This is a genomic window from Oceanisphaera ostreae, from assembly GCF_042676125.1.
GTDB lineage: Bacteria > Pseudomonadota > Gammaproteobacteria > Enterobacterales > Aeromonadaceae > Oceanimonas > Oceanimonas ostreae.
The window spans coordinates 41,415-63,891 of the sequence record NZ_JBHTJS010000025.1 but is presented as its reverse complement, the minus strand read 5'-3'; the positions used below and the strand labels follow the sequence as shown (position 1 = coordinate 63,891).

Here is a 22,477-nt window from a genome sequence, read left to right as displayed (position 1 = left end):
CTGAGCTTGCCGTCATTCCATAAACAGAAAACAAATAAATACACAAAAAAAACGATTATCTACACAATTTAATTAGCGGCATCTTAGCATGCTAAAATTCAAACGGATAGCACATCTGTTTGATATCAACATAAAATCATCATTAAATATAAATTTAACCACCAATTGCGGACATTTAAACCAACAGTAGTGGCAATTAGGATATTTATCACGGCCCACACACAAATGAACTAAGCACTTACTTACCCTGCAAGACTAAGCTTGTAAGTCATTATTATAAAAAGCTATTCCCTGTTTTTTTAGCGTCACAGCCTGTCTCAGCGACACATTCGTTATATTGCATAACTATTCGCCATTTCAAATAATTGACTGCCCACTGCCAAGGCAACGCTTAGCTTACGGCTATGCCCACGGTGGCAATACTTGTGTTGGGCTTTATTCCCTAGTGTCTATCCCCTACAATCGGGCTCACTTTTATCTGCCTATTGCCAAGGTTGGAGCAACAAATGAGCCAAGCAAAACATGCCAAACTGCTAATTCTGGGTTCGGGTCCTGCAGGATATACCGCCGCCGTCTATGCGGCCCGCGCTAACCTCAACCCAGTATTAGTGACCGGTATTCAACAAGGTGGTCAGCTGACCACCACCACCGAAGTAGAAAACTGGCCAGGTGATGCAGAAGGATTAACGGGCCCGGCGCTTATGGAGCGTATGCAAGCTCATGCCGAGCGCTTTGAAACCGAAATCTTGATTGATCATATTAACAGTGTTGATCTTAGCCAGCGTCCGTTTCGTCTTAAAGGCGACAGCAGCGAATATAGCTGCGATGCACTGATTATTGCCACCGGCGCTTCCGCTAAATATTTAGGCCTGCCTTCTGAAGAAGCATTTCAAGGTCGTGGCGTTTCTGCCTGCGCCACTTGTGATGGCTTTTTCTATCGTAACCAAAAAGTCGCCGTCATTGGTGGCGGTAATACCGCGGTAGAAGAAGCTTTGTACCTGTCGAACATTGCCAGTGAAGTGCACTTGGTGCACCGTCGTGACGAGTTCCGCTCTGAGAAAATCCTACTCGACCGACTCATGGACAAAGTGAACAATGGCAACATTGTGTTGCACACTCACCGTACGCTAGAAGAAGTGTTGGGTGACAACATGGGTGTAACCGGTGTGCGCCTGAAAGATACTCAAAGCGATGCCACGGAAGAGCTGGAGTTGACTGGCGTGTTTATCGCTATCGGACACGAGCCAAATACCAGCATGTTTGTCGATCAATTGGATATGGAAAACGGCTACATCACCGTGCAATCTGGTTTGAAAGGTAATGCGACACAAACCAGCATCGAAGGCGTGTTTGCCGCCGGAGATGTGATGGATCACACCTACCGTCAAGCTATTACCTCAGCTGGCACCGGCTGTATGGCGGCACTAGATGCTGAGCGCTATTTAGACGCGCTGAAGTAAAGCATTTAGTTAGCAGCTGAAAGTAAAACGGCGCTGTTAAATACAGCGCCGTTTTTTGATCTAAAAACCAACCTAAAGCCTTTTGCCACGGAATACACGGACCCCACGGAAAAATAGAGACCAAATCTGGATAAAATATTTTATTAATAAGGGCCAGCCCCTTAGGGCTGCGGTACATTAAAGCATACGCTGTCAGCCAAGAGACGATATTTCTCTTTAACTTACGGCGTATCGCGTAAGGCTGCGCTTACTCATAAGCTATATTGGCACTTTTCGCTCTTCTCTCAGCTTAATTTTCCGTGGGGTCCGTGTATTCCGTGGCGAGAATGTCTCTAGTCTCGGTCTTTAACGCTCTGTTCTATGTTTAGCTGGGTGTTGGGCGCTATCTTGACTCCTCACGCCTTTCGGCCACTTACCTGCTCTAATGCTTGTTGCAGGGTGGGATAAAACGAGAGCTCGTTGGCGATGGGTTGCACGTTGGCACGAGCTAGCGTTTTTAACGGCTGAAATTGTAAATCGGCGATCACCACTTCAATGTTTCGCTGCTGGCATTGCTGCACAAAGCGACTTAATGCCGCCTGCCCGCCCGCATCTAAAATAGACACCGCATCCATATACAAAATCACACCACTTTGCTGCTTGCACCACGTCGACAACTCACTAAACACGCGATCGGCGGCGGCAAAAAACAAGGGGCCGTTAATTTTAAATACCGACCAGTTTTCAGGCAAAGGCGTGGCCAGCAACCGATGATGACCTGAAATATCAGAGACCCTCGTCATTTCGGCAATATCACGCACAAACAACACTGCCGCCACCAAGATACCCGCGGTAATAGCTAGCACCATATCGAACAAAATAGTCAGCGAGAAACAGGTTAAAAAGACGAATACATCGCCCACCGGGGCAGTTTTTAGCAGTTTTATCGCCTTATGTGCCTCACTCATGTTCCACGCCACCACCATCAGTAACGCGGCCATGGCCGGCATCGGCAAATAGGCCAACATGGGCGCCAGCAACACTAACGCCGCCAACACCACCAACGCATGCACCATGCCCGATACCGGAGACTCGGCTCCAGCCTTCACGTTGGCTGCCGAACGAGCAATCGCGGCTGTGGCGGTAATACCGCCAAAAAACGGCGCTATGATGTTGCCGATGCCCTGCCCTAACAGCTCGCTGTTGGCACTGTGACGCTTGCCCGTCATACCATCTAGCACCACGGCACATAACAAAGACTCAATGGCCCCCAGCATGGCAATGGCGAACGCTGCGGGCAGTAAGGCGCTGAATAACGACCAGTCGAGAGTTAACTCAGTGCCATTGGGCCCGGGCTGCAGCCAAGGCCACACCCATTCGGGCAATACCGGGGGAATGCCCTGCCCCGTGCTGCCATCGGGTAATAAATAACTGAACTGGCTGCTAATGGTGGCAATATTCATGCCCTGAGTATTTAACAGCCAAGTGATGACACTTGCCACCAACACCGCGGGTAAGTGTGCTGGCACGCCGGTTTTTAGCTTTGGCCAGCCCAACATTATCGCCAGCGTTAATAACGCAATCAGCAGGCTTGGCCAATATACATCGGGCACCGCCGTCGCAAGTGCGGCTACCTTGCCCACATAATGTTCGGGCAGGCTCGCAAGCTCTAGGCCTAAAAAGTCTTTTATCTGCAAGGTGGCGATCACCACGCCAATTCCGCCGGTAAATCCTAGGGTGACCGACTCAGGAATATATTCAATCAGGCGACCCAGTCGTACTACCGCCATGCCAATAAGAAGTACTCCCGACATAACAGTGGCCAGTAATAATCCCCCCAGCCCATATTGCTGAGCGACGGGATACAAAATCACCACAAAGGCCGCGGTAGGGCCAGAAATACTAAAACGAGAGCCGCCCGTTAGCGCAATAATAAAACCGCCAACAATAGCGGTATAAAGACCATATTGAGGAGCAACGCCACTCGCAATAGCCAACGCCATTGCCAACGGAATGGCAATTATACCCACCGTCATTCCTGCCAGTACGTCTTTTATTAACCGTTGGCGATTGTAGCGTTCTTTAAAGCAACTCTCGCGCAACGCATGGCCAATGCGTAACGAAAATAAATGTGCCCGGTGCGGCATGCGTTTCTCCAGCAACCTTATATTTATATTATGCCTTTGATTATATGCTCATTAGTTATTGATTCAATCATGTTAATATCAGCCCTCAAGCGGTGAAGAGTGATGGGTAAAGAGTAAAATGGACGAGATAACCAAAAACACACCAACCAGCAACCCTAAACCCTATTCTTGCCACCAAATACACAGAAGAAGAGCATGATAAGCTAAGGGCGGTGTTTGGTTTTAGCTGGGCGCTTGGCGCTATATTTACACTTCACTCTTCACCCACTGTAGCGACATGACTTACTTATGCTGACCTTACTCGATGAACATCTTTGGTTTCCGCCACCTGAGCAGGCTTTGCAAGACCCAAACGGTCTGCTGGCCATCGGCGGTGATTTAAGCACCCAGCGGCTGTGGCTGGCTTATCAGATGGGTATTTTCCCATGGTTTGAGCAAGACCAGCCCATGCTCTGGTGGTCACCCAACCCGCGTGCCGTTATCAAACCAGACCAGCTGTATGTCAGTCGCAGCCTCGCCAAATTGGCACGACGCAACACCTATCGTTTGACCATTAACACCGCCTTTGAGCAAGTTATTCATGCTTGCCGCTCCCTAAGAGAGCGCAAAGAAGGCACCTGGATTACCGCAGATATTGAACACGCCTATTGCCAATTACATCAACAAGGCTATGCGCATTCGGTGGAAGTGTGGCAAGGGGATCGTTTGGTCGCAGGCCTTTATGGCATGAGCTTAGGCACGCTATTCTGTGGTGAGTCGATGTTTCACCTCGTAGATAATGGCTCTAAGCTCGCCATGCTCGGCTTGTGTCGCCATTTCAGCCGCTATGGTGGCAAGTTGGTCGACTGTCAGCTACCCAATCCCCATTTGATGAGTTTGGGCGTCACAGCATGGCCACGCTCACGTTTTCTGCATAAACTACAACAGCTACAACATGAGCCACTCATATCAGGATGCTGGCAATCAGGCGAGTTAGTATTATGCGAGAAGTAAGCCTCAAGGTAGGGTTAACCCCTGAACACCCGTGCAGTTATCTTCCAGGGCAGCAAGAGCAATTACTGGTGCTACTCGACAAAAATCGACTGTGTCCGCAAGGGTATGAAGAGCTGTTAAGTGCCGGTTTTCGCCGCAGTGGCCGCGACATTTACCGCCCGCATTGTCAACGTTGTAGTGCCTGCGAGTCACTGCGCGTAGACGTAGAACAATTTGTGCCCAGTCGTAGCCAAAAGCGCATTATCCGACTGAATCGTGACGTACAGATCACGCTAAGTCAGCAAGATAAACCCGAATACTTTGAGTTATATAGCCGTTACATTAACCAACGCCATCAAGACGGAGCCATGTACCCAGCTAATCGCGAGCAATATAACGGTTTTTTAGCGTGCGACTGGCTACCGCCCATGTTTATTGAATTTTGGCTTGAACAACAATTGATTGGCGTTGCGGTGACCGACAAGCTTGAGCAGTCATTCAGCGCCATGTACACTTTTTATGAACCCAGCCTAGAGCATCGGTCTCTTGGCTCCTTTGCCATTCTTAGCCAAGTGACCATGGCCAAAGAACAACATAAAAAATGGGTTTACTTGGGATACCAGGTAGATGGTTGTCAGAAAATGAACTATAAACAACACTTTCGCCCCCATCAACGGCGGGTAGACGGGCATTGGCGATGAAAGACTGAGCAAAACTTTACACTTAGGGCGAAATACGGCATGATCGCAGCCGCTTTTATTGCCTGCGCTAACAAGAGGACTCAATGGCTAAAGAAGACAGTATTGAAATGCAAGGGACCATTTTGGATACCCTGCCGAACACCATGTTTCGCGTTGAGCTAGAAAATGGCCACGTGGTAACTGCTCACATCTCTGGAAAAATGCGTAAGAACTACATTCGCATCCTTACCGGCGACAAGGTCACGGTTCAACTGACTCCTTACGATTTGTCAAAAGGGCGCATCGTTTTCCGCGCTCGTTAATTCGTTCGCCAGTCACCCCCTAAAGCGAGCAATGGCGGTTGCTGTTTCTCGCTATTTTTTTGGGTGCTTTGCTTGCTTATATTCTGTTAGGCATGTGTCTCTTGAATAAAAATGCCCAGCTCTAATAGGGCTGGGCATTGTCGTATTATTATAGCGGCATCATGTATTCAGCATGTTTAGTGAGCCAAAGAGGCTTCAGACTGATAATCAAAATGCAGTTCGTTGTCTTTAAGGGTGACTTTGACCGAGCCGCCACCAACCAGTTCGCCAAACAGCAGCTCGTTGGCCAGCGGCTTTTTCAGCTGTTGTTGAATAACCCTCCCCATGGGACGTGCTCCCATCGTTTTGTCATAGCCTTTCTCGGCTAACCAATGACGAGCCTGTTCACTCACCTCCATTGATACACCTTTCGCATCTAACTGTGCCTGCAACGCCACTATAAACTTATCCACCACCTGATGAATCACTTCCATATCCAAATTATTAAACCAAATTATGTGGTCTAAACGGTTACGGAATTCAGGCGAAAATGTACGGTTTATTTCAATCATGGCGTCTGGGCTATGATCCTGCTGCTGAAAACCAATCGACTGACGTACCGTCTCTTGCACCCCAGCGTTGGTGGTCATCACCAAAATGACATTGCGAAAATCAGCCTTACGACCGTTGTTATCGGTAAGAGTACCGTTGTCCATTACCTGTAATAACAGGTTGAACACATCTTGGTGTGCCTTTTCTATTTCATCGAGCAGCACTACCGCATGAGGATGCTTAATCACCGCATCGGTTAACAAGCCGCCTTGGTCATAACCCACATAGCCCGGTGGCGCACCAATTAAACGCGACACCGTATGTGACTCCATGTACTCCGACATATCAAAGCGCACCAGCTCGATACCCAACACTCGAGATAACTGCTGGGTGACTTCCGTTTTCCCCACACCAGTAGGGCCGGCAAACAAGAAAGAGCCAATGGGTCGAGTCTCGTTACCCAAACCAGAACGACTTAAACGAATGGCGTCAGTAAGTACCTCTATCGACTTATCCTGACCAAACACTACCATTTTCAGCTTCGACTCCATGGTTTTCAGAGCATCTTTATCGGAGCTAGAAACGGACTTTTCAGGAATACGCGCAATTTTAGCCACAATGGCTTCAATATCGCCTACGCCAATCGTCTTTTTGCGTTTAGACGGCGGCATCATGCGAATTCTGGCGCCTGCCTCATCAATCACGTCAATCGCCTTATCCGGTAAGTAACGATCGTTGATGTACTTGGCCGACAGCTCAGCGGCCGCTTTAATCGCAGGATTGGTATAGCGCACATCATGATGCGCCTCATACCGACTTTTCAGCCCCATCAATATTTTAGTGGTGTCTTCTACTGATGGCTCTGGAATATCGATTTTTTGAAAGCGGCGTGCAAGTGCACGGTCTTTTTCAAAAATCTGGCTGTATTCTTGATACGTGGTCGAGCCCACACAGCGGATCTGCCCGCTAGACAACATCGGTTTTAGCAAGTTGGCTGCATCTAGCTGGCCGCCAGACGCCGCACCGGCACCAATAATGGTGTGAATTTCATCAATAAACAGGATGGCGCCCTTTTGCTTTTCAAACTGTTTGAGCAGCGCCTTAAAACGTTTTTCGAAATCACCCCGGTATTTAGTGCCAGCCAGTAAGGAGCCCATGTCGAGGGAGTAAATAATGCTATCGGCAATAATCTCGGGCACTTCACCATGCACAATACGATAGGCTAAGCCTTCGGCAATGGCGGTTTTACCTACCCCTGCTTCACCGACCAACAGCGGGTTATTTTTGCGGCGTCGGCACAATACCTGAATCGCACGGCTCACTTCATTGTCGCGCCCAATCAGCGGGTCGATACGGCCTTCTTTCACCCATTGGTTCAGGTTAATCACAAAGCCTTCTGTTTGGTTGCTAGCCGCCTCTTCGCTGCCATCTTCTTGCTGCAAAGAAGGCGCGTCTTCTTGCTCGCTATCTTTGCGCACACCGTGTGATAAAAAGTTAACCACATCCAAGCGGCTGATCTGAATTTTTTTCAGTAAATAGGCCGCCTGCGATTCTTGCTCGCTGAAAATGGCCACCAGCACGTTGGCACCGGTTACTTCGGCATTACCCGATGATTGCACATGAAACACCGCCCGTTGCAGCACACGTTGAAAACCGAGTGTCGGCTGAGTTTCAATTTCATCATCGCCTACCGGTAACAGCGGCGTGGTCTGTTCAATAAACAGATGCGTTTCTTTGCTTAACTGCTCAAGATCGGCACCACACGCGGTGAGCGCTTCTTTGGCAGCTGGATTATTCAACAACGCGAGTAGCAGGTGCTCCACCGTCATGAACTCGTGGCGAGCACGGCGCGCTTCGTTGAAAGCTTCATTCAACGTGCTCTCAAGATCTTTGTTCAACATAGGCACCTCCCCTAAAAACTTCGGTGTCCCGTTGCGGCGGGTCTTAACTCACTCTTGCTCCATGCTACACAACAGCGGGTGTTCATGTAGCCGAGCATGATTGTTCACTTGTGCCACCTTAGTCTCTGCTATTTCAGCAGTAAACAGGCCGCATACTCCCTTACCTTGGTAATGAACGGACATCATCACCTGTGTTGCCTTGTCCTCATCCATAGAAAAGAATTTTTGCAGCACCTCCACCACAAAATCCATGGGGGTGTAATCGTCGTTATTTATGATGACCTTGTACATAGGAGGGGGTTGCAGCGCAATTTCTTCCACCTCTTTTAATTGATCGCCATCAGCCTGCTGAATTCTCCTGCTCATACACCTACTCTAAATCACTGTTCCAGATCTCGCTACACCATAGACGTCAATTTTTAGACTTCTGTGCGTTGCGTCCTTCAAAGCCATGGTTTTCATCGTTTGTTAGCACTCAGGATATCAGGAACACACTAAAGTGTCTTTTCCTTCACCCTACCGCTTGCAGTGGTGCTGTCAACACTGACAGTACCAAGCTGTGAGATAAGAAACAAAGTCTTGACTCATCTCCCTGTTAAATTAGAGTAGAGCCTTGGTAGTGATTAATTATAGCGCTAAATAAGCCGTAATTTTATGATTACCGCGTCCGGCGAAGAATCGCCTTTAGTGATAATTAAGAGATGGTTAATACGGCCATAACTCTTTAATCAATTGTTGTTTAGGATGTTTGAGCATAAGGGATGCACGAGTATGACAACCGGCACGGTGAAGTGGTTTAATAACGCTAAGGGATTTGGCTTTATCTGTCCACAAGAAGGCGGTGAAGATGTGTTCGCACACTTTTCTACCATTGAAATGGAAGGATATAGAACCCTGAAAGCGGGCCAGTTAGTACAATATAAAATTGAACAAGGCCCTAAAGGAAACCATGCGATAAGCATCAGACCGACGGGCGAATAATAAAGCACGGATATACATGTTCTAACAATAAAGGCGCTACGGCGCCTTTAATTTTTTGTCAATACGAAAGACCAGATACTCTCGCAACTGAACCCACTGAACCCACTGAACCCACTGAACCCACTGAAAAATTAACATGAGATAAATACGAAAGACCCAATATATTTTATTGGTAAGTAGAACGGTGTAATAGATGTGGAACCAAAACTGTAAATTAAAGATCCCCTTTGCTACGGAAGAACACGGGGCACAGTTCACGTGCGACAAGAGCCTAAGAACTTTTGATTGGGGTAGCCCCTCCTGTGATGACCTTGTGGCCTGGCTCCTAGCATAAAATTCACTTTCAGATCTGATCACTATTTTTCCGTGGAGTCAGTGGATTCCGTGGCAAAAGGCTTTTATCTTTTTTGTTACTTACCGCTGCAGGCTTAGAGCTGCCCGCTAGGCTTTGTTATGCTAACTTAGTGCTTACTTTCGACTATCAGGATAGTGCGCCTATGCATGCCAGCTTGCTCGCTCCGGCCCAGTTTGACCCAGCCGAACTTACCTTACCCAAATGCAAAGAAATATTAGCGCGCCTACAGCAATGGCTTGAACAGCGCTTTAAGGCTGGCGATGACATCATGGAGCTGGTGGTTACTCGTTCGCAACACATGGACCAACTGCTCACCGGGTTGTGGCAACAGATGGGCTTAGCACAAGACCCCGAGTTGGCATTAGTGGCCGTGGGCGGCTACGGTCGTGGCGAACTGCACCCCTATTCTGATATTGACTTGCTCATTTTATGTAATTGCGAGGCGACACCCGCCATTAATGAGAATATTAGCTGTTTTATTACCATGCTTTGGGATTTGCGATTAGAAATCGGCCACAGTGTGCGCTCGGTGGCAGAGTGCCTTAAACAAGGTGAGAATGACCTCACCATTGCCACCAATCTCATAGAAGCGCGCCTAGTCACCGGCTGCTATCGCACCTTTGGCGCGCTCACTCGGGCCACCGAGCCAGATACCTTTTGGCCCAGCCAAGCCTTTTTTGAAGCTAAACGAGAAGAGCAAGTTCAGCGCCACCGTCAATATCAAGACACCAGCTATAAGCTTGAGCCCGACATTAAAAATAGCCCAGGGGGCCTTCGCGATATTCAAACCATCAGCTGGGTAACGCGCCGCCACTTTGGTGCCACCACCTTGCACGAAATGGTCAGCCACGATTTCTTAAGCCAAGACGAATATCTCGAGCTGCTCGACTGTCAGAATTTTTTATGGAAACTACGCTTTGCGCTACACATGGCTATTCATAAGTCTGACAACCGATTGCTGTTCGACCGCCAGCGCGCGGTCGCCACCACACTCGGGTTTGCCGGTGAAGGCAACGAGCCGATAGAACAAATGATGAAGCGTTTTTATCAAACGGTGCGTCGGGTCTCCGAGCTAAACGAAATGTTATTGCAGTTGTTCGACGAAGCTATTTTGGGTCACATTGCCATGGATGTAACCACCCTGACCCCTGAGTTTCGCTTACGTGGCACCTTGATTGATGCCATTCACCCTAATCTGTTTATTGATAAACCCGCCGCCATATTACGGCTGTTTTATCAAATTGCCGCTCAGCCGCACATTACCGGCATTTATTCCAGCACCCTACGCGAGCTGCGCGACGCACGTCGGCTATTACCCAATTTTTTATGTGATCAGGCTGATTGCAGACAGGTGTTTATGATGATCATGCGCCACCACGAAGGCTGTGGCCTGGCTCTTACCTTAATGCATCGCTATGGCATTTTGGCCGCGTATCTTCCTCAGTGGAATAAAATTGTCGGCCAAATGCAGTTTGATATGTTTCATGCCTATCCCGTAGACGAGCATACCCACCGCCTGCTTAAAAATATTTATCGTTTTCGCAAGCCCGAAGCCAAGCGCAGTCACCCCTTGTGCTTTGATATTTGCAGCCGAATACGTAAGCCCGAAATACTCAACCTGGCAGCCTTGTTCCATGACATTGCCAAAGGCCGTGGTGGCGATCATTCTGAGTTAGGTGCCGAGGACTCTCTGGCATTCTGCCAGCAACACGAGCTTGATCCATCCGATGCCCGCTTGGTGTCGTGGCTGGTGCGCCACCACTTACTGATGTCGGTCACTGCCCAGCGACGAGATATTTATGATCCTGATGTGATCAGCGAATTTGCTACCAAGATAAAAGATGAGTTACAGCTCGATTTTTTATATACGCTCACCGTAGCCGATATTTGTGCCACCAACGATAATCTGTGGAATGACTGGAAAGGCAGCCTGTTACGCGAGTTGTACTTTTCAACGCAAAAAGCACTGCGCCGCGGGCTAGAAAACCCACTAGATCTGCGCTTACGCATTCGCGAAAACCAACGTCAAGCACGACAAATATTAACTCGGCTAGACACCACAGAAGAGCAAATAAAACCGTTGTGGGCGCGCTTTACGGCCGACTATTTTTTGCGACACACGCCAGAGCAAATAGCTTGGCATAGCCGGCACATTCTTGCTCATGACAATAGCCCACGCCCGTTAGTGCAAATTAGCCAACAGCCGGGCCGAGGTGGCAGCGAGTTATTTATCTATTGCCCCGACTCCCCCAACTTATTCGGTCGCGTGGCGGCAGCATTGGATCAAAAAAATCTGAATATCCATGATGCGCAAATTATGACATCTAAAGACGGCTATGCCCTCGACACCTTTATTGTGCTCGAGCCAGACGGTCAGCCCGTGAGTGGCGACAGGTTGAGCGACTTATGTCAGCGCCTTAGCGACGTATTAATCCACTCAGAACCGCCCAAAGTGCGCATTCGGCCGCCTTCTCGACGCCATCGAGAGTTTACCGTCACCACTCAAGTGAACTTTATGCGCCCTCAAAGGCCCACTAAACGCACATTAGTGGAGCTGGTTGCCTTAGACACGCCCGGTTTATTGGCTCGTGTTGGCAATATTTTTAGCCAATTAAAGTTAAATCTGCATGCGGCTAAAATCACCACCATTGGCGAGCGCGTAGAAGACTTTTTTAGCCTTACCAATCAACAAAGCCTGCCCTTAAACGAGCAAGAGCAAGCACTATTACGTGAAAAGTTAGTGGCAGAGCTGAGCCTTGAAAATAGCGAGTAACTAACAAAAAAAGAGCGATCATAATATATGCCGTCATCCTGACGAAAGTCAGGATCTGCTTTTAAGGCAAAGAGCCGATACCGGGTCGAGCCCGGCAAGATGGCATAGTGACAGAGACTAGCCCAGTGCGGTGTTCGTCTTGAGCTTGGTGCTAGAACATGCACTTAACTCAACATTAAACATGCAAAATTAAACATTGCGCGAAGCGCCACGCTTGGCGCTTTTCTGCTATAATGCGAGCCCGCCTTAAGTGCGCCCTTTTTATCTAACATCAAGAGTTTCCCCGTGACCAACACCGAATTTTCCACACTGTCTCTGGACCCTGCGCTGATCGCTAACCTGACCAGCCTTGAATATACCCGTATGACACCTATTCAGGCTCAGAGTCTGCCTCTGATGCTGAATGGTAAAGACGTTATTGCTCAGGCCAGCACCGGTAGCGGTAAAACCGTGGCCTTTGGTCTGGCCTTGTTGGCTAACCTTGATGTTAATCGACTAAGCGTACAAACCATGGTGCTGTGCCCTACTCGCGAACTAGCCGATCAGGTAGCACGAGAATTGCGCCGGCTAGCTCGTGCCATGGCCAACGTTAAACTCGTGGTCTTGTGTGGTGGTTCACCTACCGCCGCACAAACCGCCTCTCTTGCATTTGGTGCCCACATTGTGGTGGGAACCCCAGGTCGTATGCTAAAGCACCTAGAGCAAGGTAGCTTGGTTCTGGACGATTTGAATACCTTGGTGCTAGATGAAGCAGATCGCATGCTCGACATGGGGTTTGCCGATGATATCGACCTCGTGGTCGACTTTGCACCCACGCCACGTCAGACCCTGCTTTTTTCAGCGACCTATCCTGAAGGTATTGCCGATCTTAGCCGCGGGTTGCAACAAAATCCCGAGCGTATCTCGGTGGCCGATGAACAACGAGCCGACACCATAGTACAACTGCTATTTGAAGTGGTCCCGCACCTGCGCAAGCAAGCTCTTGCCACGTTACTTGGCCACTATGCACCACGCTCGGCAGTGGTGTTTTGTAATACTAAGCGTGCCTGTCAAGAAGTGGCCGATCATCTCACCGAGCTTGGCTTTTCTGCCTTGGCATTAAATGGTGACCTTGAGCAGCGTGAGCGCGACCAAGTGTTAATTCGTTTCTCTAACGGCAGTGCCAATATTCTGGTAGCTACCGACGTTGCGGCTCGCGGCCTCGACATCAAAGAGCTGGCGGCGGTTATCAACTATGACATTACCCAAGACCCAGAAACACACGTACACCGCGTAGGTCGAACCGGTCGTGCGGGCCAGCAAGGTTTAGCATTAAGCCTATACAGCCCTCAAGAAGCCTACCGCGTGAACATGATTGAAGAATATCAGCGCGCGCCTATCGTTCAAGGCTCACTGGCTGATCTCAATGAAAACATAGCGCCACTGCAACCTGAGATGGTTACCCTTAATATTGCCGGCGGACGTAAGAGTAAGATCCGCGCGGGCGATATTTTGGGCGCCTTAACTGGTGAAGCGGGTATTAGCGGTAGCGAAGTTGGCAAGATTGATATTTCAGAAATGCAATCTTACGTAGCCGTGCACAGAGACGTCGCCAACAAGGCTCTCAAGCATCTGCAACAAGGCAAAATTAAAGGCCGTGTCGTTAAAGTTCGAATGATTTAACAGCAGGTGAAGCGTGAGAAATAGCAGTAAGCGCCCAGCTCCGAGCTAACAAACTAAAAAGCACCGACCTTGTAGGTTCGGTGCTTTTTTTCGCCTTCATTCAACATTGCGCGAAGCGCTAATCTCGGCCACGGTCGTTGTAATGACGATGAATATAGTCAATTTTATCCATAAACTGACCCTTTAGTTTTTCACTGCTGTAGTCAAACTCATAGCTTTGATGAAAGTTAATCTGCAAGGTCACGCCACTGCCCGATAACACCGCGCTGTAACCATCAAAGTCACTGCTGGCGACCACGCCATCTAACCGATGCCCGTCTTCGTAAGGCTCACCAAAACGACGAATTTTATCAAACACTTCTAACACGACCTTGTTGTTCAACTCATTCTGCATATCTGACTCCTGAATTAACCCACGTTCTACGCCTTACGTTAAGACTTTTTCGCAACGGAATCCACGGAAAAATAGAGATTAAACCTGAATAAAAACCTGTTAAGGGGGAAGCGTAAAGAGTGAAGAGGACAACCTAATGACCACCTTCTAACTGTTTTATTTTCTTCTTAGCAATAAGAGTTCTGTGTACTTTTCGTTCTTATCTCAGCTTAATTTTTCCGTGTTCTTCCGTGTATTCCGTGGCAAAAATAGGTTTGTCTTTTATCTTACAGCTTGGCACTGCACTAACCTAAAAAGGCCACACCCACAGTAACATAGGTATGCTCACCGATATCACCAAGATATCCAATGGCAATCCCAGTCGCCAGTAATCCCCGAAACGAAACCCACCGGGCCCCAGTATCAGGGTATTATTTTGATGACCAATCGGTGTTAAAAATGCGCATGACCCGCCAATGGCTACCGCCATTAAAAAGGGGTCTATGCTGACCCCCAGCTGGTTTGCAGTGCCAATAGCAATTGGGCACATCACTGCCGCCGTTGCTGCATTATTCATTAGGTCGGACAAGTTCATGGTGACCACTAAGATCAGAATAAGCGCAATAGTAGCGTGCCCTTGTGCCACACCATTAAGTAACAAGTTGGCAAGTAACTCGGCGGTGCCTGTCGATTCCATGGCTTGTGCCACCGGAAACAGCGCTCCTAACAACACAATAACCGGCCAGTCAATGGCACTATAAACCGAGCGCGGTGGTACGGTACGCACCACCATAGACAACAGCACACCGGCCGCAAACGCCACCGCTGCAGGTAAGAGGCCAATAGCCGCCGCCGATACCGACGCGGCCATAATCACGGTGGCCAACAGCGCCATGCGTTTGTCAGGAATGCGCAATTCACGTTCGGCCAGCGGTACACAACCGGTGCTGGAGGCAAATTCGGCAATCGCCTCAGGTCCGCCCTGCATCATCAACAAATCGCCGGCTTTAAACGCCTGGGCTCGCAGTCGTTTGACCGACCGCTTGCCTTGGCGCGATATCGCCAGCAAGTTAATGCCATAGCTGGTTCGAAGCTGAATGCCCGAGGCCGTACGCCCCAGCAAGCCAGAGCTGGGTAACACCACCAACTCCATCAGCAACACTTCGTCATTTGAATCGCTGCTGCTCTCATCTGTATTATCGCTCTTGTCAGCCTTGCTCGTTGGCACGGCTTCGGCGGCGGCGAGAGTTTTACTGCTGCCGTTTTTATCGTCCTCTTTGGCCTTTTCTTTTTCTTTTTCATCTCGGGTCGCCTTGGCTTCTTCCAGTTTCAGCCCCAGGCTAGATAAGGCACTGGCCAAAGTTTCTGCTTCCGCTTCCAGTATCAGAATATCGCCGGCACGCGCGCGACGACGTGGACTGGGCGTGGTGACCCTAACCTCGTTACGTACTAGGCCCAGTACCTGAGCATCGGCTTCTACTAGGGCCTGCTCTATTTCACGCAGCGTCATGCCTTCGGCCTTGCAGCCCGCGGGAACCCGAGCCTCGGTAGTATAAGCGCCCGAGTCAAAGCTATCCGCCCCCGATTGTTTGCGCCCCGGTACGATGCGCCAGCCTATTAGCGCTACAAAACTCACACCAACGGCCGCAACCACCAACCCCACGGGGGTAAAATCAAACATGCCGAACATCTCCTCGCCACTGGCTTGGCGAAAGCTCGACACAATTAAGTTAGGTGGCGTACCAATCAGGGTGGTCATGCCGCCAAGAATGGTACCAAAAGACAATGGCATTAATACTTTGCCCGTGGGTATTTGCTTGCGCCGCGCCATTTGCACCGCCACCGGCATTAACAGAGCTAAGGCTCCCACGTTGTTCATAAAGGCAGACAAAACGGCACCCAGAGCAGTCAGGGCGGCAATAGAAAGCGTCGGACCGGCATTCGAGGGCAGTAACCAGCGAGTTAGCACATCGACGGCACCTGAGCTTTGCAGGCCCTTGCTTAGCACCAACACACACGCCACGGTAACCACCGCAGGGTGACTAAAACCATCAAAGGCGATATCTGCGGGCACTAGCCCCGTTAAAATGCAGGCCAGCAGCCCGCCCGCCGCCACCATGTCATGGCGCCAACGGCCCCATAAAAACATCAGTACAGTACAAAGCAAAATAATAAGAATGGTGATTTGTTCGGGGTTCATTTATTGCTTGCTCCTGCCCAAAATCGGAGGGGTTATATTAAAACGGCGTGTTTTAATAAGGACCACACATCTCCCAGCCCGCATTATGCGCGGGGTAACTTGCCGAGTGTAGCAGTATTTTTAGCAAGTCTGACAATAAAAAATACAGGTAAACCAAGATACCGAAACAGCTTAATTAGTTGAATTTAAACGGTTAACCCTGCTCTTCACTCGCCTAGTTTTCTTGTTAATCTTTAATGATGCGTGATCGCGCAATGGTGGCCTTTATCAACCGCTCAGGCTAAAATCACTTTTTTATAAATACGGTAAGACTCATGATCAAGCTTGGCGATAATAACACCCTGCCCCTGTTACGATTAGACGACAAAGGCGGCTGGTTGGATGCAGGAGAATATGGCGAAACATTTTTGCCACGGCGTCAATTGCCGGTCGATTGCCAGCCAGGTGATGAGATAGCCGTTTTTATTTACCTAGATTCAGACCAAGAGCCGGTGATCACCACCGACAGCCCAAAGGCGTTGGTATATCAGTTTGCTTCACTAAAAGTGGTGACCACCAACCGTTTGGGCGCTTTTCTTGATTGGGGCATGAAGAAAGATATTTTTGTGCCGCAGCGCAGCCAAGCCAGGCCCATGGAAGAAGGCCGCCATTATGTGGTGTACCTCTATTTAGATCATGAAGGTCGCATGGTCGCCAGCAGCAAGCTAGACAGCTTTCTTAGCCGCGAATTGCCCACTTATCGCCCTGGTGATGAAGTGGACTTGCTCGTTGCCGAACAAACTCAGTTAGGCTTTAAAGCCGTAGTAGATAACCAGTTTTGGGGCTTACTATTCCGCTCAGATATCTCGGGTCGCGTCCCTATGGGCCTCAGTAGCAAAGGCTATGTTAAGCAAGTGCGCGACGACGGAAAAATCGATCTTACCCTGTTTAAACTGGGCCCTGGTAAGGTGGACGATGCCGCACAAGCCGTACTCGACAAATTGGAGCGCGCCGGTGGGTCTATGCAAGTCAACGATAAAACCGATCCCGATACTATCTTCCGTTTGTTCGGTATTAGTAAAGGCACCTTCAAAAAAGCCATTGGCGGCTTATATAAGCAAGGTCATATCGTGATAGAAGTTAACGGCATTCGCAGCGCTAACAAGTCAGAGTAAATCACCGATAGCGCTAAGGGCTTAGCACCAAACGCCTAGCTAAAACAAGGGTGAAGGGTATCTATTGGGTGTCACTTAGTCACAACTCTGTTCTATGTTCAGAGCCGTCGGCGAACCGGAGGAGGAGTGTCCTTTTCCTGACAAGCCACATTAATATAAACAAATAATAGTTGTGACTAAGAGGTGGGCTGTAAGGCCTCAGCTAAAACAAATACCGCCTTGTAAGTCCTGCTTAGCGGGATAGATTGGCTTTGGGCGCGAGTGTTGTCCTCTTCACTCTTAACGCTTCACCGATTTTTATTCAGATTTAATCGCTATTTTTCCGTGTTCTTCCATGTATTCCGTGGCAAAAATGGTTTAGATTGATAACCCCGTTACAAATGCAGCCTGAAGGCAAAGACGCGCGGTGCAAGCATAGCCCCGTTTATCAAGCAATGGAAACGTAACAAGTTTGCTCATCTTTGCCCCGCATTAAACAGAGTTAAGACTGCATTTGTAGCATTTGTCACTCACGCAAATACATACGAATACTGACTGGCTCGCCAGTACAGCTCAAACAAAAGGCATACAGATGACACAAATTAGAATCGCCATTGCCGGCTATGGCAACCTTGGCCGCGGCGCAGAAGCCGCCATTAAGCAAAGCCCTGACATGCGTCTTGTGTCTGTATTCAGCCGTCGCGATCCGGCCGGTGTCACGCTGCTTGACAGCACAGTGCCGGTTTATTCGATGGACGATATCGAGCAATATCAAAACGACATAGATGTGCTGCTGTTATGTGGTGGGTCTAAGTCCGACTTACCCGAGCAAGGCCCCTACTTGGCTGGTCTGTTCAACATAGTCGACAGCTTTGATACCCACGCCAAAATTCCTGAGTACTTCACCGCCCTCGATGCTCCCGCACAAAAAGCCGGCAAGGTTGCCTTGTTATCTGTAGGCTGGGATCCGGGTCTGTTCTCTCTCAACCGCTTGTTTGGTGAAGCTATTCTACCCCAAGGCGAAACTTACACCTTTTGGGGTAAAGGGTTAAGTCAGGGTCACTCAGACGCGATACGTCGGGTAGAAGGCGTTAAATCGGGCGTACAATACACGCTGCCTTCTGAACCCGCTATGGCTCGGGTACGTAATGGTGAACTGCCACAGTTAACCACTCGTGAAAAACACACTCGTGAATGCTTTATCGTATTGGCAGACGGCGCCGATGCCGAAGCCGTACGCTCGACCATAGTCAACATGCCGGATTACTTCTCCGACTATGACACTACGGTTAACTTTATCGACGCACAAACCTTTACCGCGCAACACAGCAGCATGCCCCATGGTGGCTTTGTGATCCGCAGTGGTGAAAGCGGTGCCGACAACACTAAACAAGTGTTGGAATTTTCATTGAAGTTGGGCAGTAACCCCGAGTTTACGTCTAGCGTGTTGGTCGCGTACGCGCGGGCGGTACACAAGCTTAGCCAAGCAGGCGACACCGGCGCCAAAACCGTATTCGATATTGCTCCAGGCTTATTGTCACCTAAGACACCCGCCCAACTGCGTAAAGAAATGCTTTAAAATACAGCTTTAAGCCTTCAGCGGTAAGCTGTCAGTTAAAGATAAAAAGCACCGAGCCTTTAAGCTCGGTGCTTTTTTTGCCATTATCTCGGCCCTTCGTGCAGCTGTACGCCGTAAGTAAAGAACAAACACCGCCCGTCCTTGGCTTGTACCCTACGCTGTCTTTTGTGTTAGCTGGGCGATCGGTACTGCTTTTATATTTTATCCATCCAGCCTTTTAGCCACGCGAGTGCTGGCTCTTCGGGATCCAATGTTTCGCTGGCATCCACTTGTAATTCGTCGGTTACAGCCTGTGCTTGCAGCTCTTGTAGTAAGGCGGCTAATTGCACACCCGCACCGCAAAAATGATCATAACTGCTGTCACCCAACGTGACCTGCGCATAGCGTAACTGAGGCATGGGCGGGCAACTTTCGCGCATTTCTTCAAACAGCGGCAACAAGTTAGGCGGCAACTCCCCCTGCCCCGTGGTAGAGGTAACCCATAGCCAAAAATGGCTAGCGTCTAAATCTGAAAGCTCGGCTTCTTCATGTAATGTCACCTGATGGCCGGCGCCAATCAATGCTTCTTCTAGCGTTTCGGCAACGGAAAATGCCGATCCATATACACTGCCCACGATAATATCTACTGCTGCCATAATGACTCCTTTAAATACTTTTGCCCTACGGGCAGCTAGTAGTAGCTGTCAGCCGTAAGCTATCAGCTACTAATAAAAGTGATAAACAAAACACCGTTCAGAGTGCCGCGTGAAGGGTGAAAGCTAACACCTCAATCTTAAAAGCTTTCGCCACGCTTCTTGTAGCAAAAAGTCTTGCGGTTTTGATTTAGCTGCAGGTGTTGTGTCGTCCTCTTCACCCTTTACTCTTCACTCTTCGCACTGTTTAACCAATTAAATTCTTCGAGAATATGCTGCCAGTCAGCATCAAGCTCGGCATCAAGTTGTAAAGCCTTCCCGGTGACGGGGTGCGTTAACGATAGGCGGCTGGCGTGCAACAGCATACGTTGGCAATTATATTGCTCCCGAAAAAAGCGGTTATGCCGTCCATCACCATGACTAGTATCACCCACAATGGGATGAAATAAATGTGCCATGTGTCGACGCAATTGATGCTTGCGCCCCGTTTCGGGTATCAAGCGCACTAGGCTGTAACGACTGGTGGAATGCTTCTTCGATACCGCAAACGGCAGCTCTATTTGCGCCAAGCTCTGCCAATGCGTAATGGCCGGCTGAGGTGGCTTATCCAGATCAGCAAACTTATCCGCAATGGCATCCGGCTGAAAACTTAGCGCATAATCCAAAGTACCCAGCTCGGGCATAAATCCGCGCACCACCGCCACATATTGCTTACTTACCCTATGCTCGGTAAATGCCTCCGTCAGCAGGCGGGCCACAGCCGCACTTTTAGCAAACAGTAACACTCCAGACGTAGGCCGATCCAAGCGGTGTACCGGAAACACATGGCAACCAACGGCATCTCGAGTGAGCTGCATCGCAAAGCGCGTTTCGCCTTTATCCAGCCAACTGCGATGCACTAATAAGCCCGCGTCTTTATTAATGGCCACCAAAAATTCGTCTTCATAAATGATATCGACGCTCATGCTTCGCGTACCACCGGCTGACCCGATAAACACTCATCTAATTGGGCTATGGCTTCTTTTAACCTACTAGTATCTGCAGTCTCAGATTTAAAACTTTCGCTAGCCATGGGATAAATCGAAATTTGGCTTGGCAGGGGCATTTTTGCATCTAACATTGCTTGCAAGCGGACTAACAACACAAATTGCAGCCACTGCGCAAAGGTTAACGTATCCAGACAAAACGGCTCTGTGCTGGCGAGAGCGGCAGCACTGGGAGGCTCAATTTGCCACCAAGATAGCGCTTTTAGCTCATCTGCAATGACATTTAACCGCTGTTGAGCATAGGCTGACATATACTGGCTCCTGTTAAAACACGCGCTGACTATACCATCTTGGCGCGTGACTCCCTATAATCAGCGGCTGTTCAACAGGAGAAACCGATGCAAATAAATACCTTGAGTGAATTTTTAACCCAGGCAGGCACCGAGTTTCGCCTTTATGACTTGGGTCGGCGTCTACAGCCATTAAGCCATGACGACTTTGCCGCCATAGAAGCCAATCAAAGACCCTACCCCTGGCCGTTGCAACGTCATGCCTGGCTGGCCGTCTGCTACTGGCAGCAACACAGCCAAACTCAGCCCTATGTGTGGTTTCTTAAATTACCGCTTGATGAGCGTGGCCTATTTAATAATGGTGCCGTTAAGCACTTTTTAGCCGCCTTGGTTGAGCAGCTAGGCCAGGACATTAGTGGCGAGCTAACCGACGAGCAGCAACAGCGTCTAGCACAAACGCCTTTTACCTTTCAGCCTTCCCAAGACAAGCTAGCCGCCTTTCATGCAAGGTTAGGCTTGGCGCTAAATTTGCCGCCATCCGTCTTTTTTAACGACGTGTGTGATTATGTGCAGGATCCTAAACAACACGACTGGCAACAGCTTGGATTACAAGGCCTTGCCGATCTGACGGCTCGTTTACAACAAGACCGCGCATTAAGTCAGGCGTTAGCCGCGCATTTACTCGGACTCCCACAACCGGTACAGGATGCGCTGCTTAGCCAGTGTGAGCATCATCCACTGCCTAGCGTCATTAGCGAACGCCTACTTAGCACTATCAGCACCGAGCTTGAGCGCCAGCAGCCTAACCAAGAGCGCATTGCCCAATTATTACGCGCCACCGCCGGCAGTCCGACGTGCACAGCCCGCCAACAAAAAATAGCCACCTTACTGACATTAACGCCCAGTCAGCCGGTAATGCTGAGCTTGGCGGCACGCCTATGGCAAGATTTGACCGATGAAACCCTGCTTATTACTTATCTTGAACAGTTGGCCGAACATCATGGCGAGCTGTTTAACGGTCTGTTTGCCGAGCTGGTTTCTATTCCTGCTTTACGCCCGCTGATCCTTGGCAACTTGCACAACTCAGCCTTGTCCTCTAGCTTAAAAAATGCGCTAGGCACCTTGTTTACTGGCGCAGTATGACAGAGCTACTCGGGCTGCTGGGCCTATTTATATTCGGTGCGGGATATTGGCAGATTCGACGCCAAAGTGAGTTCGCTCGCCAATGGCTAGAGCGCTATTGTCGCCAGCAACAGTTTCAACTGTTAAGCGTGTACCGCTATCGCTATAAATGGCAAAAAGGTCGCTTGCTCGCCCAATTTCGCTTTGAATTTAGCCACGATGGCCTGCAACATGATGAAGGGAAGTTATTGTTGCACCATTTAAAGGTATTGGACGTGTCTGTTCCCGTGTTACGCGAATCATCGTCATCTATGCTTTAAGCTAAAACTGAAAGCGACAGAATCAAAACCTAAAGATATTTTTGCCACGGAATACACGGAAGAAAACAAAGAGCAGAG

The 22,477-nt window shown here is 49.3% G+C and carries 19 protein-coding genes; 11 read left to right on the top strand and 8 right to left on the bottom strand.

Translation table 11 applies throughout. The features are described 5' to 3' along the window. The first annotated feature begins 506 nt into the window (after positions 1–506). Positions 507–1,460 carry a thioredoxin-disulfide reductase gene (gene trxB, locus ACFQ1C_RS06355; protein WP_379557758.1) on the top strand — a complete coding sequence of 318 codons (954 nt, stop codon included), beginning with the start codon at positions 507–509 and terminating at the stop codon, positions 1,458–1,460. 395 nt (positions 1,461–1,855) lie between these two features. Here the strand turns inward: trxB and dauA are convergent, their stop codons facing one another. Next, the gene (gene dauA / locus ACFQ1C_RS06350; protein ID WP_379557757.1) at positions 1,856–3,586 is read right to left on the bottom strand and encodes a C4-dicarboxylic acid transporter DauA; all 1,731 of its coding nucleotides are present in this window, start codon (positions 3,584–3,586) and stop codon (positions 1,856–1,858) included. 288 nt (positions 3,587–3,874) lie between these two features. On the opposite strand from dauA, the gene aat reads away from it, so the two are divergent. The 3 genes from aat to infA all read left to right on the top strand — a co-directional run bounded on the left by aat (position 3,875) and on the right by infA (position 5,561). Next, the gene (aat, locus tag ACFQ1C_RS06345; protein ID WP_379557756.1) at positions 3,875–4,579 is read left to right on the top strand and encodes a leucyl/phenylalanyl-tRNA--protein transferase; all 705 of its coding nucleotides are present in this window, start codon (positions 3,875–3,877) and stop codon (positions 4,577–4,579) included. Next, positions 4,564–5,259 carry an arginyltransferase gene (locus ACFQ1C_RS06340; RefSeq protein ID WP_379557818.1) on the top strand — a complete coding sequence of 232 codons (696 nt, stop codon included), beginning with the start codon at positions 4,564–4,566 and terminating at the stop codon, positions 5,257–5,259. The genes aat and ACFQ1C_RS06340 overlap by 16 nt, the downstream gene beginning before the upstream one ends. Before the next feature lie 83 nt (positions 5,260–5,342). Continuing rightward, complete coding sequence (infA, locus tag ACFQ1C_RS06335; RefSeq protein WP_007419779.1) at positions 5,343–5,561, top strand: translation initiation factor IF-1; 219 nt, start codon at positions 5,343–5,345, stop codon at positions 5,559–5,561. Between the two features lie 176 nt (positions 5,562–5,737). Here the strand turns inward: infA and clpA are convergent, their stop codons facing one another. Both clpA and clpS read right to left on the bottom strand, forming a co-directional pair. Beyond that, positions 5,738–7,993: an ATP-dependent Clp protease ATP-binding subunit ClpA gene (gene clpA / locus ACFQ1C_RS06330; RefSeq protein ID WP_379557755.1), complete on the bottom strand. Its 2,256-nt coding sequence runs from the start codon at positions 7,991–7,993 to the stop codon at positions 5,738–5,740. A gap of 48 nt (positions 7,994–8,041) precedes the next feature. Next, positions 8,042–8,359 carry an ATP-dependent Clp protease adapter ClpS gene (clpS, locus tag ACFQ1C_RS06325; protein ID WP_379557754.1) on the bottom strand — a complete coding sequence of 106 codons (318 nt, stop codon included), beginning with the start codon at positions 8,357–8,359 and terminating at the stop codon, positions 8,042–8,044. 405 nt (positions 8,360–8,764) lie between these two features. Between clpS and cspD the strand changes: the two genes are divergently transcribed. The 3 genes from cspD (at position 8,765) to dbpA (ending at position 13,764) form a co-directional block, all read left to right on the top strand. Continuing rightward, positions 8,765–8,974 (top strand): cold shock domain-containing protein CspD, encoded by a 210-nt coding sequence (gene cspD, locus ACFQ1C_RS06320; protein ID WP_379557753.1) that lies wholly within the window; start codon positions 8,765–8,767, stop codon positions 8,972–8,974. Between the two features lie 497 nt (positions 8,975–9,471). Beyond that, complete coding sequence (gene glnD / locus ACFQ1C_RS06315; protein ID WP_379557817.1) at positions 9,472–12,102, top strand: bifunctional uridylyltransferase/uridylyl-removing protein GlnD; 2,631 nt, start codon at positions 9,472–9,474, stop codon at positions 12,100–12,102. 285 nt (positions 12,103–12,387) lie between these two features. Then, entirely contained in the window at positions 12,388–13,764 is a 1,377-nt protein-coding gene (dbpA, locus tag ACFQ1C_RS06310; protein WP_379557752.1) for an ATP-dependent RNA helicase DbpA, read from the top strand. A 118-nt stretch (positions 13,765–13,882) separates the two neighbouring features. On the opposite strand, the gene ACFQ1C_RS06305 is transcribed toward dbpA, so the two are convergent. Further along, on the bottom strand, positions 13,883–14,158 hold the full coding sequence (locus ACFQ1C_RS06305; protein ID WP_379557751.1) for a DUF3081 family protein: 276 nt from the start codon (positions 14,156–14,158) through the stop codon (positions 13,883–13,885). A gap of 289 nt (positions 14,159–14,447) precedes the next feature. Beyond that, a complete protein-coding gene (locus ACFQ1C_RS06300) occupies positions 14,448–16,337 on the bottom strand; it encodes an SLC13 family permease (protein WP_379557750.1) in 1,890 nt (629 codons plus the stop codon). A gap of 314 nt (positions 16,338–16,651) precedes the next feature. On the opposite strand from ACFQ1C_RS06300, the gene ACFQ1C_RS06295 reads away from it, so the two are divergent. Both ACFQ1C_RS06295 and ACFQ1C_RS06290 read left to right on the top strand, forming a co-directional pair. Further along, positions 16,652–17,491 carry a CvfB family protein gene (locus ACFQ1C_RS06295; protein WP_379557749.1) on the top strand — a complete coding sequence of 280 codons (840 nt, stop codon included), beginning with the start codon at positions 16,652–16,654 and terminating at the stop codon, positions 17,489–17,491. A 571-nt stretch (positions 17,492–18,062) separates the two neighbouring features. Beyond that, positions 18,063–19,049: a diaminopimelate dehydrogenase gene (locus ACFQ1C_RS06290; protein ID WP_379557748.1), complete on the top strand. Its 987-nt coding sequence runs from the start codon at positions 18,063–18,065 to the stop codon at positions 19,047–19,049. A gap of 194 nt (positions 19,050–19,243) precedes the next feature. On the opposite strand, the gene ACFQ1C_RS06285 is transcribed toward ACFQ1C_RS06290, so the two are convergent. The 3 genes from ACFQ1C_RS06285 to ACFQ1C_RS06275 form a co-directional block, all read right to left on the bottom strand. Further along, positions 19,244–19,684, bottom strand: a complete 441-nt coding sequence (locus ACFQ1C_RS06285; RefSeq protein ID WP_379557747.1) for a flavodoxin — start codon at positions 19,682–19,684, stop codon at positions 19,244–19,246. Between the two features lie 221 nt (positions 19,685–19,905). Beyond that, on the bottom strand, positions 19,906–20,646 hold the full coding sequence (gene truC, locus ACFQ1C_RS06280) for a tRNA pseudouridine(65) synthase TruC (RefSeq protein WP_379557746.1): 741 nt from the start codon (positions 20,644–20,646) through the stop codon (positions 19,906–19,908). Further along, positions 20,643–20,978 carry a YqcC family protein gene (locus ACFQ1C_RS06275; RefSeq protein ID WP_379557745.1) on the bottom strand — a complete coding sequence of 112 codons (336 nt, stop codon included), beginning with the start codon at positions 20,976–20,978 and terminating at the stop codon, positions 20,643–20,645. Before ACFQ1C_RS06275 ends, truC begins: the two co-directional genes overlap by 4 nt. Positions 20,979–21,065: 87 nt before the next feature. On the opposite strand from ACFQ1C_RS06275, the gene ACFQ1C_RS06270 reads away from it, so the two are divergent. Both ACFQ1C_RS06270 and ACFQ1C_RS06265 read left to right on the top strand, forming a co-directional pair. Next, the gene (locus ACFQ1C_RS06270; protein ID WP_379557744.1) at positions 21,066–22,100 is read left to right on the top strand and encodes a DUF3549 family protein; all 1,035 of its coding nucleotides are present in this window, start codon (positions 21,066–21,068) and stop codon (positions 22,098–22,100) included. Further along, on the top strand, positions 22,097–22,399 hold the full coding sequence (locus ACFQ1C_RS06265) for a DUF3301 domain-containing protein (RefSeq protein ID WP_379557743.1): 303 nt from the start codon (positions 22,097–22,099) through the stop codon (positions 22,397–22,399). The genes ACFQ1C_RS06270 and ACFQ1C_RS06265 overlap by 4 nt, the downstream gene beginning before the upstream one ends. Positions 22,400–22,477: the final 78 nt, after the last annotated feature.